Here is an 18,567-nt window from a genome sequence, read left to right on the forward strand (position 1 = left end):
ATCTGATGGGGTTATTAATAATTGGTTAACGTGGTTATTTTAATTAATTATAAGTGCTTTTTCTGAAGTTCCTTTAGAATTAGAAATTTTAACTATATATTTTCCTTTAGGTAAATAATAACTTCCATTTTGGGCTTCTTTTACAGCTATATCTTGCTTTTCAAAGTGTTTTTTTACACTTTGTTTATCAACTGAAACATTATAATTAAAGTAATTAAAACCTTTATCTGCCTCTACTTTATAACTTTTTAATTTGATACCATTTTCAGCTAAAATATCAATTGTATACTTTCCAGAACTAGCAACATAGTAAGAGATAGTAACCTTAGGTTCATAAACATCATACCATTGACTCCAAGAGCTTCCCCATCTCGATGAAAAACGAACAGCAGGAACTTCTATAATTGAAATCTCTTTATTATTAATAGAATTAAACTTTTGTAATGCAGCAATGTTTGCTTTATAAATTGAACGTCCATGAGTACCAATTACTAAATCTTTTGCTTCCTTTTGAATTACTAAATCGTGAATTGCAACTTTTGGCAATCCTTTAGAAAATAATTGCCAATTTTCACCTTTATCAAAACTTACATAAGCTTCATTATCTGTTCCTAAATACAGTATATTTTCATCGGCAGGATCTTCTTTAATAACATTTATTGGATAATTTGGCAATTGACTTCCAATATTCTTCCACGTGACTCCTTTATCTTCACTTACATACACATACGGTTTAAAATCATCATTTCTATAACCATTTAAGGTTACATAAACTCTATCATTTTCATGTTGTGAAGCAATTACTCTAGAAACCCAAAGACCTTGAGGTAAATTATCAGAAATTCTTTTCCAAGTAGCACCTCCGTTTTCAGTTATATTAACATAACCGTCATCACTTCCAACATAAATAAAACCAAATTGAAAAGGACTTTCAGAAATACTTGTTAAAGTACCATAAGGAACATTACCTTTTTTACCACCCGTAGTTAAATCGTCAGAAATTACATCAAAAGTAGCTCCTTGATCCATTGACCTTAACAACTTATTTGCTCCCATATATAAGATATCTTGATTGTGTGGAGATAATAAAATTGGAGTTTGCCAATTATAACGGTATGGTGTATCACCTAATTCATGAGTTGGATGAATACTCATGCGTTCTTTTGTTTTTAAATTATAACGGAAATAGTATCCAAATTGAGACCCTGAATACACAATATTATTATCTCTATTATCAATTTGAACTTGCATACCATCACCTCCTCCAATACTTTTATATGGATAATTTCCACTACTCTCCCAACGTTTAGATGCTTCATAATTACTTGGTCCATACCAAACCCCATTATCTTGTAATCCTCCAAATACATTGTAAGGTTTTTGACTATCTACATTTATATAATAGAATTGCCCAACTGCTGGTGAATTATTTTTAATCCAATTTTCACCATCATCGTACGTAATATTTATACCACCATCGTTACCATCAATTATATGACCTTCTAAATTTGGATTTACCCAAAGTGCTTGATGATCTGAGTGTACATTTTCTTTTCCGATTGAACTAAAGTTTTCTCCACCATCATCAGATCTTAATAATGGAACTCCTCCAATGTAAATTTTATTTTGGTTAGATGAATTAACAGCAATAATTCCAAAATAATAACCATAAGAACTATACATTCCATCCAAATAGCCTTTGTGAGTTTTGTTCCATGTTTTTCCACCATCGTCAGATTTATATACCTCAGCGCCTATTACTTCCGAATTTAATAAAACAAAATTGGCATCTTCTAAATATATAGCTAAATCACTAGGCTTAATTTTTCCTTTTCTAATAGAGGTTTTTACATTTTCGGCTGAATATTTTCTATCAAAATTATGAACTCTCAAATATGTGTTTAATTCTTTATTGTCTAATCTCAAAAAATCTTCTTTAGACATTTTTTTAAAATCATTCTTTTTCAATCCTTGTTCTTTCTTCTTTTCTTTTTCAGGTCTCATAAATTGATTGTCTAACAAAGCATATATCACCTCATCATTAAACGCAGCCAAACCAATTCTTCCAATACCACTCCCTGTTGGAAATCCATTTTTTTCAGTAGTTATTTTTTCCCAAGTTGAACCTGCGTCAGTACTTTTATAAATTGCTGAGTGTTTTCCATCTCCATCAAAGTTCCAGGCTTTTCTTATTCGTTCCCAAGAAGCAGCATAAAGCACATTAGAATTATTTGGTGATACGCTTATATCTATTACACCTGTATTTTCATCTATAAACAACACATTTTTCCAAGTTATTCCTCCGTCAATTGTTTTATATATTCCACGTTCTTTATTTGTTGTATATAAATTGCCTATCACTCCAACAACTACTTCATTTGGATTATTTTTATTGATAATAATTCTGCCAATATGCTGAGAATTTTTTAAGCCAACATTTTCCCAAGTTTTTCCTTTATTGGTACTTTTTAAAATTCCAATTCCAGAATAAGATGAACGCGAAGAATTACTTTCACCAGTTCCAACCCAAATAGTGCCATTTTTCCAATCTATCGCAATATCTCCCATATTTTGAGTTGGAGCATTTTCTGAAATTGGAGTAAATGTTGTTCCATTGTTATTGGTATACCAAAGACCTCCTGAGGCATAGGCCACATAAAATTCTGAAGGTTTTTGTGGGTTCACATCTACATCTACTACACGACCACTCATAATTGAAGGTCCAATATTGGTAAAGGATACATTTTTTACTAAAGAAGTTTGTGCGTTTAATCCTAAAAAAATTAGTAGCATCGAAAACAGTAAGGTTATTTTTTTCATTTTAAAAAGTTGGTGTTTAGTTTAAGTTGTACACCTATTTGGTGTAAAACTCAAATTTATCATTATAAAAAATGATTGAAGCACGCTATTTCTTAAAATTTTCTTAAATTAAAAGGTGTGGTGTAAAATTAAAAAAGGAGTTGTAGAGTAATATTTAATATTATTAATATTAGGTCTAAAAAGAATTTGCTCAAATAAATTTAAATTTTTAGCTGCCATTACTATTAAATTTACAGCTGTTTTATCTACAAAATTTTCGATAGCAATTTCAAAATTTTCATTAATTTCATTATGAAAACTGTGATTTTTATCTTTAAAATAATCACATAAAGTTTCTTTGTTCCAAACTTGTTCTTTATCTAAGTTATTATTTGTCTTAGCTAAATATACAAAGTGAATGCTTGATTCTTTAAAATTTAAAATATTAGTACCATTTTGCAATAACTTGGCTTCGTAAAAGTTAGTATAATCCGTTGGAAAAGCTATCTTTTGCAAACCATTATATCTAGCTTTGCTAGGAACAGCTAAAACAGAACATTTTACTTTTGTAATTATATCTTCAGAAACAGACCCAATACTTTTATCTGTTTTAGCAGATAATCCTTTTGTTCCTATAACAATAAGTCCAATACTTTTTTCTTTTACAATATCTCTTGTTGCATTTACGATGTTTGAATTGATAAAAGTTGGGTGAAAAGTATGGTTTTTAGCTAATTTTTTTGCTTTTATTTTAAGAAGTAAATTATCAAATTCTTTGGCGGGATTGATTACATCTTTAATAGCTTTAGAGTTGTTTTTAAAAGATCTATTTTTACTATTAGGAGTATTTAATAAATAAAAAATACTTTCCTTGTCCTTATATAAAGTAAGAATATACTCTATAGAATTCCAAGAACTCTCTGAAAAATCAGTTAAAATTAAGATGTTTTTCATTTACTTTATTATTGATACAAACTTATAGAAAGGTGCATTAATAATAAATGACATCGGTCAGTGAAATTTTAGACCATTAAAAAGCAAAATAATGAAAACAAAATTGACAAAAATTAATTATACGATTCTAATTTACCTAAATCTAGAATTCTAATATTTCTCCCTTCAATTTCAAGAATTCCTTCTTTTTTCATATCGGTTAATGTTCTAATTAAACTTTCGGTAGCAATTCCTGCAACACCTGCTAAATCTCTTCTAGATATATTGATACTATCTGATGATTTGTGAGACATTTTATCAGCAAATTTTAAAATGGTTTTGGCAGTTTTTCTTTTCATAGAACCATATGCCATTTCTAAAAGTTGCTCTTTTACTTCGGTCAAAGAATTATTCATTAACTGAAAAAAATCTAACGTTAATTTATGGTTGCTTTCTAAAATTTCTAACACCGTTTTTTTAGACAAAAACATTACTTCAGAATCTTCCATTGTTTTAACTGATTCAAAGTAATAAGAACCATCAATAATAGCAGAAACTCCAAAAAAGTCATCATCCTTAAGGATGTTAATGATTAGTTCTTTCCCTAATTCGTCTATTTTATAGGTTTTAATAACTCCTTTGTAGATGAAGTAAATATTATTAGAGAGGTCACCTTCTTCATAAATTATTTTTCCTTTTTTTAGATTATTAGAGGTTCCATAATCACAAAAATAATTTTTTAAATCTTCTATAGTTTCTATTTCTGAATATGGGTTTTTAGGCTCTTTTATTGGTGCTTCAACTTTCTCTACTTCTTTTAATAAGGCAGCTTTTGCTAACCTACTTTCAATAGCGCTAATTAATAAATCTTCATTAATAGGTTTTGTTAAATAATCATCTGCTCCTAAATCCATTCCTTTACGAACATCTTTTGTTTCTGTTTTGGCAGATAAAAAAATGAAAGGAATTCTTTTTGTTTCTTCATACGTAGACAATATTTCTAACACCTCATAACCATCCATTTCAGGCATCATAATATCACAAATAATGATATCTGGAAGCATTATTTTTGCTTGCTCAACACCTCTTTTTCCGTTAGCCGCTGTAAAAACTTTATAATTCTCTAACTCTAATATTTCTGCAGTTGTTTCTCTTAAAACCGTATCGTCTTCTATGATTAATATCGTTTTCATTATTCTTTAATAAATGGTATTTCTACAATAAATGTTGTTCCAGTATCTTGGATACTTTTAAAACTAACACTACCTCCTAAACTTTCTAAATGTCCTTTTATAATATTAAGACCAATTCCTGTTCCTTGATTGGTCAATGCATTTTCAGCTCTAAAGTAACGTTCAAAAATATGTTTTTGATCTTTTGAAGGGATTCCAATTCCTTGATCTTTAATTTCAAATATAAGTCCTTTTGGAGTTTCATCAATTTTAAAATCAATTTCCGTATTTTCTGGTGAATATTTTATAGCATTACTTAAAAGATTGGTAAGTACCAATTCTAAAATTTTTTCATCATGATAAATACTAATATCATTAATGTTTTTTGGATAAGTAATATGCTGTCCATTTTTTAACATCATATTTGCATTATAAACCACTTCATTGACAACCTTACTAAGTTTAAAATTAGTAAATTTATATTTCACTTTTCCTGAGTCTAGCCTTTCAACAGATAAAAAATCGTTTAAAATTCCATCTAAATAATGAACTTTACTTTTAATGGTTTGCAGATGCTTTTCTCTTTTATCTTGCATTTCAGTTTGAGTATATTTTCCAACTAAAACAGCTGCATTTAAAACACCGCTTAATGGAGTTTTAAACTCATGAGAAACCAACGACAAGAATTTTGTTTTTAGTTCGTTAAGTTCTTTTTCTTTTTTAAGTAAACTTCTTAATCTGGATTCGGCTTTTACTCTTTTGGTTATTTCCTCCTTTAAATTTGCAACCGTTTTATGAAGTTCTTTTGTTCGTTCTGAAACCTTTTCTTCAAGTGATGCGTTTAACTCTATAATTTTGTCTTCAGCCTCTTTTCTAACGGTAATATCTATTATAATAGACATTACATATGTTTTATGATTAATTTTAAATGGATTTAATCCAACTTCTACTGGAAAATTTTCACCATTTTTACGGACTCCAAACAACAGTCTGTTTTGTCCCATTTGTCTTGGTGAAGCTTTTTTATAAAAAGAAGAAAAATGTCCTCCATGAACTGTATGATGTTTTGATGGAATTAGTATATTTAAATGTTGATGACTAATTTCATCTTTCGTATATCCAAACATTTTTTCAGCAGAAGAATTGGTTGCTACAATAGTTTGATTTTCATCAACTACCAAGACACCTTCAGAAACTGCTTCAAACAAGACGTTAAAAACGAATTCGTTTTCTTGAAACAAACTAGGCAATATTGTAATTTTTTTAGTTTATAGTAGTTTCGAAATTACTAAAAATTTAATGATTTAAAAAGCAATTCTTTCGTAAAAAAGAAATTTTTAAATCTATGATATTCCAAGGTTTAAATAAAATTAATAAGTTTTTGTCATTGTTTTAGGCACTACAATAATAAAATCTGCTCTTTTTAATTCTTCTTTCTTTAGCTTTTTAATATTTTCTTGTTCTACTACAGTAATTGTAACAATTTTTATTTCATTGTTTAACTCTTTTAAATACCAGTATATTCCTTCATAATTATCAGAATGATATGAACCATTATAATGTATAAACAAACTTCTATTAGTTCTATTTTTGGTTATAAAATATCCCATGGTGGCATCTTTTATTGCTTGAGCTTTGGGTAAATTTTCACCTCCATGTCCTCCCATCATTTCTTTCATTTTCACATAACCTGGCAATGTTTTATCATATTTAATAGGTAAAGGTGCTATCCAGGATTTTTCTTCACTGGTAAGGTTTTCTAATACTTCAAAACCTCCTCTAAAAACTTTACTTGCATACCTTCTTGGAATATTGGTTGCTATAAATTTTAATTGATTGTTTTTGGCAAAATCAACCAAAGGTTGATAATCTGTTTTATAGTTATTCCACAATCTTGCTAAAGTATCTAATGCTTTTTCATCAATATTTCCTGCTAAATAATCATCCAATACTTTTTGATTATCGGCTTCAAGCATTTCGGCTCCTAATATTAATTTTCTTTTTTGAAATAAATCTTTCGTAGTTTCAAACTGCAACCAATGTATAATTGGGTTATTATGATGCTCACCAAACAAAACCACATCTGCTTTGTTCATTGTTTTGATCATTTTATTATAAGAAACTTTATTTCCTTTTGCATTAAATAATTTGTACGCTGGTTTACCTTGTGAAAAAATAAACGTGGTAAAACAACTAAAAAGCAGAGATACTATTAATTTTCGCATAAATAATATTGGTTTTGTAAGGTTTGGTTTTCAACAAATTTATAACTTTGTTACTAAATTCTTTCATAAAATTTTTATTTCCTAAATTAGAAACTTAACATTCATTTTTAAGTTTGAATTTTGAACTAAGTTTTATGTTAAGATCATTAACAATTCTAAATTATATCCGATGAAATACCATCCTATTAATAATCAACTTTTTATTAAAAACAGAGCTAAATTTACAGCTCAAATGAAACCAAAATCAATTGCCATTTTCAATTCAAATGATTTATTTACAACTGGTGCAGACAGCACTATTCCTTTTGAACAAAGTAGCGATTTACTGTATTTAAGTGGAGCAGATCAAGAAGAAAGTATTTTATTACTTTTTCCTGATGCCATTGATGAAAAACATAGAGAAATTTTATTTTTAACTGAAACTAATGAGCATATTGCTATATGGTATGGCGCAAAATACTCTAAAGAAGAAGCTACAAGTGTTTCGGGTATAAAAACAATTTATTGGTTATCTGAATTTAAAAAAGTATTTTTTGATTTAATGACTGAAGCTGAAACCATTTATTTTAACACCAACGAGCACTACCGCCAATCTGTTGAACTAGAAACAAGAGAGGATAGATTTATCAAACAATGTAAAAAAGATTTCCCTGCTCATAAATGGGAAAAAAGCAATCAAATTCTACAACACATAAGAGGAGTAAAAGAACCTGAAGAAATTGACATTATCCAAACTGCTTGTGACATTACAGAAAAAGGTTTTAGGAGAGTTTTGCCTTTTATGAAACCTGGTATTATGGAATTTGAAATTGAAGCTGAATATATGCACGAATTTTTAAGAAATCGCTCAAAAGGCTTTGCTTATACTCCAATTATAGGTTCAGGCTATAATGCTTGTGTACTACATTATATTGAAAATAATAAAGAGTGTAAAGATGGAGATATGTTATTAATGGACGTTGGGGCAGAATATGCAAATTATTCAAGTGATATGACACGTACAATACCTGTAAATGGTCGTTTTACTGATAGACAAAAAGCTATTTATAACGCTGTTTTAAAAGTTAAAAATGAAGCTACTAAAATGCTTATACCTGGAACTCTTTGGACAGAATATCATAAAGAAGTAGGAAATTTAATGACCCATGAATTATTAAATTTAAAATTAATTGATAAAGCAGATGTTCAAAATGAAGATCCAAACTGGCCAGCATATAAAAAATATTTTATGCATGGTACTTCTCACCATTTAGGGTTAGACACACACGATTATGGTGCTTTAAAAACACCAATGAAAGCAGGTATGGTATTTACCGTTGAACCAGGAATTTATATTCCAAATGAAAATATGGGAATTAGAATTGAAGATGATGTTGTGGTTCAAGAAAATGGTGAACCATTTAACTTGATGAGAAATATCCCTATTGAAGTAGAAGAAATTGAAGATTTAATGAACAAATAAAATGTTGAGTAATAAAATAAAAGAATCTTTTATTTTATTACTCAACATTAATTATTTCTCTTAAAGAAACCGGTTTTCCACTTTCAGTAAACCCCTCAATACAAATTTCAAATTCCCCTTTGTTATCTGATGTGTAAAAAATAACTTCTTCATCTTTACTACTCAAACTTAAGTTTGGCATCCATAATAATTGATTCCTATAATCAGGTATGTGCTCAAATTTATTTTTATCATAAACCTGTTTGAAATAGCTCTTCTTTTCTAAAGGTTTCAATAAATCTATATTGACTATGTAATCTTTTCTCTCTGAATTAAAACCATTAATATCTCCTTTTATAGATTCAAATGAAATAACACCCTCAAATAACTGCGTTCCGTATAAATATTTTTCTCTTACAACATGTATCTTTTTAACTTTTCTAGCATTAAAATTTAAAAATTCGTTATGATTTTCAATTATAATCCCATCAAAAATTACTAAAGGCAACAGCCCTGACTTATCCATTTTATTTTCCCAAATTATATCTAACAAAGATTTTCCATTTCTAGATTTTATAGTTACAGCATCCACAACTTCAATTATAGTTTCCTTAATAGTTGGAAATCTTGTAAAATCATCTAAATCATATGTTTTGCCAATTTTATTATAAAATGGTAATTCAGGTTCAACTTGATTAATTTTAGTTAGTTTTACTTCTTTATAAGCATTTTCAATTTGATTATAAATACTTTGTTTTAAAATAAATTCATTTGCTAATTCATTAATTTTAAAATTACTAAATGACAAATAATCATACATTTTAATTGGTAAATTTTCGATATTTAGTTTATAATTTTTATACTTATTAAGCACCTGGATAATTGCATTTGATTGCTCATAATTTTCAGAGATATTAAAATAAAATCTTCCTAAATTATTTGTATTTGCTATTTTAAATAATTTGTCATTACCTGTAATAGTTAATGTTACTTTAACATCTGCAGCTGGTAAGTTTGAATCTCTTTCATACACAGTTCCAAAAATTAACTCTCCTCTTAACTCAGGTAAGAAAATACTTTTTGGTGTATTTTTTTTAAAATCTATGTTATTCTTAATAGCATCTACGCTGTTATATCTTTTTGGTATCTCAAAAGGAGTAACTTTTCTAACTGATAAGGAATAATTGCCTAAATTTTTATTATTTGTAAACTTTAAAATTATTTTTTCTCTACTCTTAAAGTTCTTCTTATTTAATTTTAATTCAAAAAACTCTTTAGGTGCAATAATAAAATCATTTTTATTGTAATTTATTTTTCCTTTTTTATTTGCTAATAGTGTATCTACAGTTTTATCTATTATGGCATCTTGATTTTCATTGAAAGGATTTACAATACTAATATCATTTTGAAAAATATTTAATTCACCTGCATTTCTCATCCATTGAGTATATGCCACAATCTTATAATTTCCTGATAAAATTGAGCTAGGTATAAAAAAGTCGCCCTGACCTAAACCAGAAATTAATTTTATTTTTTGTTTAAAAATTACCTCTAAATTACTATCAACAAACTCTACATACGCAATTTTACTTAAACTACTAAGTTTATTATTTTGAGCATTCAAACAATATATTTTATAATACAAATTTTCACCAGCCAATAAAAAAGAACTATTAAAGTGTAAAAATATTTTTTCTTGAGGTATTTCTTTAAATAAATTTTCATCCTTCTCACTCAATATAACTTGAGAAAATGAAATGTAACAACTTATAAATGTCAATATGTAAATGATATTTTTTTTCATTTTTAAAATTCTTTAATTAATCAACCCAAAAATCTGGCATAATATTAGTCCCTAAAACTGTACAATCACTACAAGGCACTGGAACCATCTGATAAGGGCCTCCTGGAATTGGAATAACAGGACTATTTTCACCTCCATTAATTTGAAAAAATTTCAATTTACCTGTTTTAATTGCTTCGATCAAAGGTGAGGTGCCTACATTACTTTCCAATTCTGGTGCTACAACCTCACAATTAGATATGTAAGGAGGTGTGTTTTCAATTATATCACGAGGATTTACAAAAATTCTCTTTTCTGAAACTGAAGCTACTTCAAAAAAACCAATTACTTTTTCATTATTATCTTCATCGGGGAATATATTTCCTGAAAAAAAACCAGGCTGATTTTGAGAAAACAAACTTTCAGAACCTGATAAATTTTTTAAGATGTTATTGAATGTATAAGCTTCAAATGATTGAACATATTGTTTTACCAAAATACTATATCTGTTAGTTAAGATAAAATCATCGTTTGAAATAAAACGAATAGAAAAATTTGAGACTTTATCTTCTAATAGACTATTAGTTTCAGTCTGTATTATCCCTTCAGAATATATTGTTTTATAACACACTTTTTCTTCTTTAGTTCTAGGAACAAAATCAACTTCATAGGGCTTAACATCTGAAACTACTACAGCATCATAAGGCGACCAATAAGGCGCTTTAATTTTGTATGTTTCCTCGTATTCATAACGATAATATCTAGCGTCTCCATTTGAATTAAAACTATTGATTAAAATTGAAATACCTTCTCCTCCATTAACATCAACCTCTCTTACCGCACTTATTTCATCTATTTGTGATTCTGAAGTTAATTGAGTAGGTATTGATGTATAGGATTTACCATTAGATATTTCAATTTTAAGCTGATACATTCTATCTTCTTTAGCCCGAAACTCAATATCAGAAATATATATTCCTAAGTTCTCTTCTTGAAAATCATAATTATTACCTAAATCATCAATAATCCTAACTTTTGCTCCAGTCTCAACGTTCATAATTTCTTCTTCAAGCTTAAATGTTCTACTTAGTTTTATTTTATGAAATTTAAATTCATTTGTTAGTGTACCTTCAACAATTAAAGCATCTTCAAAAGCAATCGTTTTAATATCAATTTGCTCTATACAACTATTTAAAAAAGCAATTATTAATATAAACCAAACAAAAGTTAACGATTTTATATTTTTCATAATTTAAGTTTAAAATTTAAAATTATAAGTTATTGTAGGAACAGGAACTGAAAAAATAGAGCTTTGATAAGCTTTAATTTGACCCTTATCAGTTACAAAATAAACAGAATATGGGTTATTCCTACCTAGAACATTATAAATCGAAATGTTCCAAAAGCTATGCGCTAACTTTTTTAGCTTATGGTTTCCCTCAATATTAAACCCTATATCAAACCTATAATAATCTGGTATCCTAAATTTATTTCTATCACTATATAACACATGCTCCTCGCCCTTATAGATATATTTCCCTACTGGATAAGTAACAGGTCGACCCGTTTGATAAGTGAAATTTGCAGAAAAACTATAACGTTTAGTTATTTTATAATTTGCAACTAAACTAAAATCATGAGGTTTATCATAATTAGAAGGAAAGTAATCACCATTGTTTACACGTTCTTCGTTAGACTTTCCATTTAATTTTACAAAAGATCTAGAATAACTATATCCCAACCATCCATTCAGGTTTCCTCTTGTTTTCTTCATAAGAAATTCTACACCATAAGCTTCTCCTTCACCTTGTATTACCTCAGTTTCTATATATTTATTTAAAAGTAAATCTGCACCTACTTTATAATCTAAGGTATTTTTAGTTTTTTTATAATAGCTTTCAAGGCTTAATTCATAATATGAATCTTGAAAGTTTTTATAAAACCCTAAAGTGAATTGATTTGCTCGCTGTGGTTCAATATTTAAATCCGAAAGCTTCCAAGTGTCTGTTGGAGAAGCCGTTGTATTATTTGACAAAGTATGTATATATTGATATGTGCTATTAAAACTACCTTTAACAGATAAACTTGGAGCCAAAAAATATCGCACAGAAAATCTCATTTCTGGACCTCCATATTTTTTAACTACTTCGTTTTTATCAAAATATAATGTATCTACAACAGAGCTTTCATTTTTAGGTTCTCCTTTTAAATATTTTCTTTGAGCTGTTTTTCCTAATGAAGCATAAAATGAATACCTTAAACCAATATTTAAAAGTAATTTCTTATTTATTTTGTAGTTATCAGCAATGAAAATGGCTGATTCTAAAGCCTTTTCCTCAGGAATTTCTTTTGCTTGAATTATTGATTCATTACCCATAGGTTTAATATTCCCTGGATTTACTTTATAAAATTTGCTAGAAATACCATAATCAAATTTATGAGATTCACTATGAAGGTATTTCATTTTAAGTTTTAATTCCGTTTCATTAATTTTATAATCTAAATCAAAATCTGTATCAACATCTCCATCAAATCCAATATTAAATTTATATTCACTATTTGCTAATATTAAACTCCCATTGTTCTTGTTGTTAAAATTTCTATTCCATTTTAAGGACAATAGCCTGTTATTATATTTATATATTGAATCAGAAGTTATACTAAATTCATCATTACTAAAATAGCCTGAGGCTTCTAGGTTATTATCCTTATCTATTTTATGTTTATACTTTCCTATAAAATCATAAAATGATGCTTTACTATTTTTTATTGATTCTTCATCTATAGCTTTAAGCACCCAATCAGAATAGGTTCCTCTTCCACCAATTAATAATGAAGATTCTCCACTAACTATTGGAATTTCTAATGTTAAATTACTTGTTACAGGTCCAATCGATGCTTCTCCTTTTAATTTTTCAGTTGAAGCATCTTTAGTTTTAATATCAAAAACTGATGATAATCTACCTCCAAACTCTGCGGGTAAACTTCCTTTATAAATATTTACATCTCCAGAAGTAAATGGGTTTAATGCTGAAAATATTCCAAAAAAATGAGAAGGATTATAAAGTACTGCATTATCTAGTAAAATTAAATTTTGATCTTCTTTCCCCCCTCTTACATTATAACCAGATGATCCTTCTCCAGCTTTTTTAATTCCTGGTAGTGTAGTTGCCACTTTTAAAATATCCCTTTCTCCTAAAACTAAAGGAATATTTTTAATTTCCTGTACTTTAATTTGTGTAACCCCTGAAATAACTTCTTTAATATTTCTATCTCTATTGGCCTCTACTATAACCTCTTTTAATGTTTCTGAGCTCTCATTTAATTCAAAATTTAAAATTCCATCACTATAAATTATAATTTTTTTATTTGCTTCTTCAATTCCTAAAGCCTTAGTTTCAACATAATTTATACCTGATGGCAATCTAATAGTATAAAAACCATTAATATCTGTTACAGCATTTATATTTTTATTTAAAACCACAATAGCTAAGTTTGGAATTGGCTCACCAGTTAAGCTATTTATTATTCTCCCAGAAAGTGTATAATTTTTTTTAGAATAAGTCTTTGTTTCTTTACCTATCCTAACAGTCTCATATTTTTTTATCTTTGAAACAATATTATCATCGTAAAATACAGGTTCTATATCTTTTGGACTATTTGCTTTCTGATTTTTGTTATTATAAAAAGCATTAGGCAAGTGATCATAAATCAAATTGTTTTTTGTTAAAATAACTCTATTTTCTGAAGAAATAAAATAATTTAAATCAGTCTCTTTAAAAATATCATCTAAAATTTTATTTAAACTTGCATTTTTATAATTTCCAGAAATTAGCCCACTATCCAACCAATCATTTATATAGAAAAATTTATAACTTGTCTGTTCTTCTAATTTTTTAATTACTTCTAATTTAGTCTTATTACTAAAAATTATGTCAATTTTTAGTTCTTCTATATTTTGAGCATTAATAACCTGAAAACAAAAACAAGTTACTATAATTACAATTATTTTTTTCATAATTTAAAGCGCTTCTTAACTTGTCAAAATTTCACTTAAATACTTAGAAAAATTCAATAGAAAAACATCATAATCCTCTCTTTTTAATTTATAATAAGAATTATAATAAGAATTTATATTTTTTTTAAGGTTAGGTAGTATTTTAAAAAAATTTCTTTTTGATTTTATCTTATAATAAGTATTATTATAAAAAAGGAAATACTCTTCTTTATTTTTAAAAGCATCATAAACATATGATTTCTCTAAGTGTTTTTTTAACGATTTTTGATGTTTTTTATACATTTTAATATTACCATCATCAAAAATTACTTCATAAAAACCAACAACATTCTCAACTGAACTATTGCTAGCCTTAATATTCACAAATTTATTATTATTGTTTATTGAAAAACTTTTTACGTGCTGTTTTATTAACTTAATTATGTTAAATGAAGTATAGCTTGGTAATTTGACAATTAAATCATCATTGTAAATATCGTATTTTAACAAAATATCATAATACGGCTGACCATTATATATGATATCTCCTATTAAAAACTCAGAACTCAAATAATATTCGTGGTCATTATGTAAAGGATTAAACTTTCTTTCATATTGTATACCGTTATATAAACCTGTATTGCCTACTCCTATAACTTTATCAAACCATTTATAAGAACTTTCTTTAGTCAGCTCATTATTTTGGCAATAAAAAGTAGTGGTTTTTAACGATAAGAAAAAAAAAGCAAAAAAGACAATTGTTACTTTTTTCATAGATTTTTAACTTAAAATTATTTATAAGTTGCCGAATATAACTAAAAAATTAATTTTAAATAAATTTATATATATAAAAAAATTCGAAACCTCTGTTTCGAATTTTTTTTTCATATAGCAATTCCCCTCAAAATAATTTATTTATTTTGGAGCTGATTAAAAACTTATACCTTTAAGTTTTCTATGCAATAGTACTGTCAGTATTTTTTTAAACAAAACATAATAAGTCTAAATACATAAATTTAGACTTCTTTTTTCTATAAAAATGAATTGTTACATTTGTTTTAAAATTAGCATCCATATTTTTTAATGAAAAAATTTTTTACTTACCCCTTTTCTTTCCCTTTTAAAACTTACAAAATGTACTTTTTACTTTTTATAAGTATGCTACTTTTTAGCAAAAGTTATACCCAAAACAAAAAACAATTTTATATCCCAGACTCATTAAAAAATTATACGTTCCAAGAATTATTTGAAAGACAAAATGTTTTTAAAAATGATTTAAAGAAATTAAAAATTTACTCAGCTGCTTATTTACATAAAGCCAAAAATGAAAATGATACTATCAAAATAGCCAATGGATATTCTCAGTTTGCATCTAACTTTTTTATTAACAATCCAGAAAACGCAATTAAATATTATGACAGTATAATAAATTTAACTGATGGATTATCTGATTTAGATTATCCAGGATATGGTTATTTATATAAAGGCTCCGTTCAGTTTATCATAGGCAAATACAACAAAGCATTAGAAAATTTATTAATCGCTCAAAAACTTGCTACATTAAAAAACAACACTTAGAAATAAAAAATCAAATAGGTTCTATCAAACTAATTTGGGGAAATTATACTGAAGCAAAAAAAGAGTTTAAATATGTGCTCAAAAATTTTGATAGTATCAACATTCCTAAAAATTTTATTACCATAAAACATCAAAGTTTATATTTTTTATCATACTCATATTTAAAAGAGAAAAGCTTTGACTCTGCTTACTTTTACGCAAATAAATATTTTGCATTAGAAAAAGATTTAGGCATTAAAAAAGCCGAATTTAACTATAAAGAATTACTTGCTGAAATAGAATATTATAAAACCAATTATAAAAAAACAATCAAACTTCTTGATGAAATTAGTGTAGATGATTTTTACACAACTTCTTTTAATTACACGTTTTTATATGGAAGCTCTCTAAATAAATTAAATAAAAAAGAAGAAGCATTTCACTACTTTAAACTAGCCGATTCCATTTACAATTCAACTAACGATTTAATGCCTGAGATTAGAATGGTACAAGAGTTTTTTATTGATTACTATAAAGAAAAAAAAGAGATAAAAAACCAACTTAAATACATTAACAAACTTTTATATGTTGACAGCATTATTGATTTTAACTCTAAAACATTAAATGAAACTATTACTAAAAAATATGATACCCCTATTTTAATCGCCGAAAAAGAAAAAATTATTTATGAATTAAACAATCATCATAAAAATTATAATCTAATTATTATTATACTTAGTAGCCTTACTTTAATTTCATCAATTCTAATAGTTAGAAATAAGAGGAAACAGAAAAAATTAAATAAGCGTATTAAATCTTTAGAAAATAATAGTTCAAAAAATAAAAAGTTAGCTACAAAATTTAATTCAGGAATTGAAGGAGTTCCTCAAAATGTAATTGATTCTATTTTAAACAACCTTAATTCTTTCGAAAAGAATCATTTATTTTTAAATAATGAAATTAAGTTAAACTCTTTAGCTAAATCATTAAATACAAATGCAAATTATCTTTCAAAAGTGATCAATCATTTTAAAGAAAAAAACTTTAATACCTACCTAACCGATTTAAGAATTGATTATTGTATTAACAAATTGAAAGCTGAAAAAATCTATAGAAAATTTACTATTCAAGCAATTGCTTACGAAGCTGGCTTTAACAATACTGAATCTTTCTCAAAAGCATTTCATAAAAAAACGGGGGTTTATCCTTCAAATTTTATTAAAAAATTAAATAAAAAGCTCGAAATATAATATCTCGAGCTTTGTTGTTAACCATTAAATTTATTCATAAAAGCTTATGAGGTTGCTAACTCAAAAATATAGCTATTTAGTTTTTTAAGTGCTTTAATTTTATCGTTAGTATTTACCAAAAGTGAAATATTATTATTACTTCCTCCATAAGATATCATCCTCACTGAAATATCTTGCAACACCTTAAATAACCTATGCGTATCTTGATGTTTTACTATTGAATTTCCAACCAAACAAATGATACTTTGTTGTTGATCAACCTCCACATTTGAAAATCGCTCTAATTCTTCTAAAATTGATGTTAAGTTTTTATCATCATCTATAGTTAAAGAAACTGCAATTTCAGAAGTTGTTATCATATCAATTGAAGTTTCATATTTTTCAAAAATCTCAAAAACTTTTTTCAAAAACCCATGTGCTAATAACATTCTAGCTGATTTAATTTTAATAGCTGTAATAGTATCTTTAGCTGCAATTGCTTTTATTCCTTCACTTGTTGTTTCTCCAGTAATTAATGTTCCATCAGACTCTGGATCCATGGTGTTTTTTAATCGAACAGGAATATTAGCTTCTCTAGCAGGCATTACTGTTTGTGGATGTAAAATTTTTGCTCCAAAATAAGCCAACTCAGCAGCCTCATCAAAAGATAAATTAGAAATGGCATGAGTGTTTTCTACAAAACGAGGATCGTTATTATGCATTCCATCAATATCTGTCCATATTTGAACTTCATCTGCTTCCACTACTGCTCCAATAATTGTTGCAGTATAATCACTCCCACCACGTTGTAAATTAGCAACATTTCCATAAGCATCTAAACAAATAAAGCCTTGGGTAATATAAATATCAGCAGGTAATGCACTATTAATAATGCGTTGTAAATTTTGTTTTATATAAAAATCATCTGGATTATTCGTTTTATCAATTCTCATAAATCCTAAAGCTGGTAACAGCCTTGCATTAACCCCTTCTTGATTTAAATATTTTGTAAAAATATAGGTGGAGAGTAACTCTCCTTGTGAAACTATTTTTTTATAAAGTGACTCTGAATATTTTTCAGAAATGCAATTTTTAAGATATTCAAAAACTTTGTCTATATAATTACTAACATCCTGTTTTAAAGGTGATACTTCTATCAATTCATCTAAAACAGTATGGTATTTTACATGTAGGTATTCTACACTTTTTAAAGCTTCTTGTTTTTGCCCGTTTTTAATAAAGTTCGATAACTCTACTAAAGCATTGGTAGTGCCAGACATTGCAGATAGTACCACAATTTTTTTATCACCATCGGTAATAATGTCTTTCACTCTCTTAATATTTTCAATGGAACCTACTGAGGTTCCTCCAAATTTTAAAACTTTCATCGTTTTTATATTTAATACCACAAATTTAAGCGATAATTTTCCA

The 18,567-nt window shown here is 27.0% G+C and carries 13 protein-coding genes; 3 read left to right on the plus strand and 10 right to left on the minus strand.

From position 1 onward, the window contains the following. Nucleotides 1–39: 39 nt before the first annotated feature. From Q0714_RS01930 to Q0714_RS01950, 5 genes are all read right to left on the minus strand, one after another. Nucleotides 40–2,820 carry a glycosyl hydrolase gene (locus tag Q0714_RS01930; RefSeq protein WP_298262617.1) on the minus strand — a complete coding sequence of 927 codons (2,781 nt, stop codon included), beginning with the start codon at nucleotides 2,818–2,820 and terminating at the stop codon, nucleotides 40–42. A 108-nt stretch (nucleotides 2,821–2,928) separates the two neighbouring features. Further along, nucleotides 2,929–3,753, minus strand: a complete 825-nt coding sequence (locus Q0714_RS01935; protein WP_298262618.1) for a universal stress protein — start codon at nucleotides 3,751–3,753, stop codon at nucleotides 2,929–2,931. Nucleotides 3,754–3,866: 113 nt separating this feature from the next. Then, nucleotides 3,867–4,925: a response regulator gene (locus Q0714_RS01940; protein ID WP_298262619.1), complete on the minus strand. Its 1,059-nt coding sequence runs from the start codon at nucleotides 4,923–4,925 to the stop codon at nucleotides 3,867–3,869. Beyond that, nucleotides 4,925–6,154 carry a PAS domain-containing sensor histidine kinase gene (locus tag Q0714_RS01945; protein WP_298262620.1) on the minus strand — a complete coding sequence of 410 codons (1,230 nt, stop codon included), beginning with the start codon at nucleotides 6,152–6,154 and terminating at the stop codon, nucleotides 4,925–4,927. Before Q0714_RS01945 ends, Q0714_RS01940 begins: the two co-directional genes overlap by 1 nt. 120 nt (nucleotides 6,155–6,274) lie before the next feature. Further along, nucleotides 6,275–7,129 (minus strand): ChaN family lipoprotein, encoded by an 855-nt coding sequence (locus tag Q0714_RS01950; RefSeq protein ID WP_298262621.1) that lies wholly within the window; start codon nucleotides 7,127–7,129, stop codon nucleotides 6,275–6,277. Between the two features lie 169 nt (nucleotides 7,130–7,298). Here Q0714_RS01950 and Q0714_RS01955 point away from each other — a divergent pair, with 169 nt between their 5' ends. Then, nucleotides 7,299–8,591, plus strand: a complete 1,293-nt coding sequence (locus Q0714_RS01955) for an aminopeptidase P family protein (RefSeq protein WP_298262622.1) — start codon at nucleotides 7,299–7,301, stop codon at nucleotides 8,589–8,591. A gap of 37 nt (nucleotides 8,592–8,628) precedes the next feature. Here the strand turns inward: Q0714_RS01955 and Q0714_RS01960 are convergent, their stop codons facing one another. The 4 genes from Q0714_RS01960 to Q0714_RS01975 are packed head-to-tail and all read right to left on the minus strand — an operon-like array spanning nucleotide 8,629 to nucleotide 15,124. Further along, entirely contained in the window at nucleotides 8,629–10,374 is a 1,746-nt protein-coding gene (locus tag Q0714_RS01960) for a hypothetical protein (RefSeq protein WP_298262623.1), read from the minus strand. 16 nt (nucleotides 10,375–10,390) lie between these two features. Continuing rightward, on the minus strand, nucleotides 10,391–11,602 hold the full coding sequence (locus Q0714_RS01965; protein WP_298262624.1) for a DUF4249 domain-containing protein: 1,212 nt from the start codon (nucleotides 11,600–11,602) through the stop codon (nucleotides 10,391–10,393). 9 nt (nucleotides 11,603–11,611) lie between these two features. After that, a complete protein-coding gene (locus Q0714_RS01970) occupies nucleotides 11,612–14,371 on the minus strand; it encodes a carboxypeptidase-like regulatory domain-containing protein (protein ID WP_298262625.1) in 2,760 nt (919 codons plus the stop codon). Nucleotides 14,372–14,386: 15 nt separating this feature from the next. After that, complete coding sequence (locus Q0714_RS01975) at nucleotides 14,387–15,124, minus strand: hypothetical protein (protein ID WP_298262626.1); 738 nt, start codon at nucleotides 15,122–15,124, stop codon at nucleotides 14,387–14,389. A gap of 360 nt (nucleotides 15,125–15,484) precedes the next feature. Between Q0714_RS01975 and Q0714_RS01980 the strand changes: the two genes are divergently transcribed. Beyond that, nucleotides 15,485–15,928 (plus strand): hypothetical protein, encoded by a 444-nt coding sequence (locus Q0714_RS01980; protein ID WP_298262627.1) that lies wholly within the window; start codon nucleotides 15,485–15,487, stop codon nucleotides 15,926–15,928. A gap of 74 nt (nucleotides 15,929–16,002) precedes the next feature. Further along, entirely contained in the window at nucleotides 16,003–17,157 is a 1,155-nt protein-coding gene (locus tag Q0714_RS01985) for an AraC family transcriptional regulator (RefSeq protein ID WP_298262628.1), read from the plus strand. 44 nt (nucleotides 17,158–17,201) lie between these two features. On the opposite strand, the gene Q0714_RS01990 is transcribed toward Q0714_RS01985, so the two are convergent. After that, complete coding sequence (locus Q0714_RS01990) at nucleotides 17,202–18,524, minus strand: aspartate kinase (RefSeq protein ID WP_298262629.1); 1,323 nt, start codon at nucleotides 18,522–18,524, stop codon at nucleotides 17,202–17,204. Nucleotides 18,525–18,567: the final 43 nt, after the last annotated feature.

It is taken from the genome of uncultured Lutibacter sp. (assembly GCF_947493565.1).
GTDB lineage: Bacteria > Bacteroidota > Bacteroidia > Flavobacteriales > Flavobacteriaceae > Lutibacter > Lutibacter aestuarii.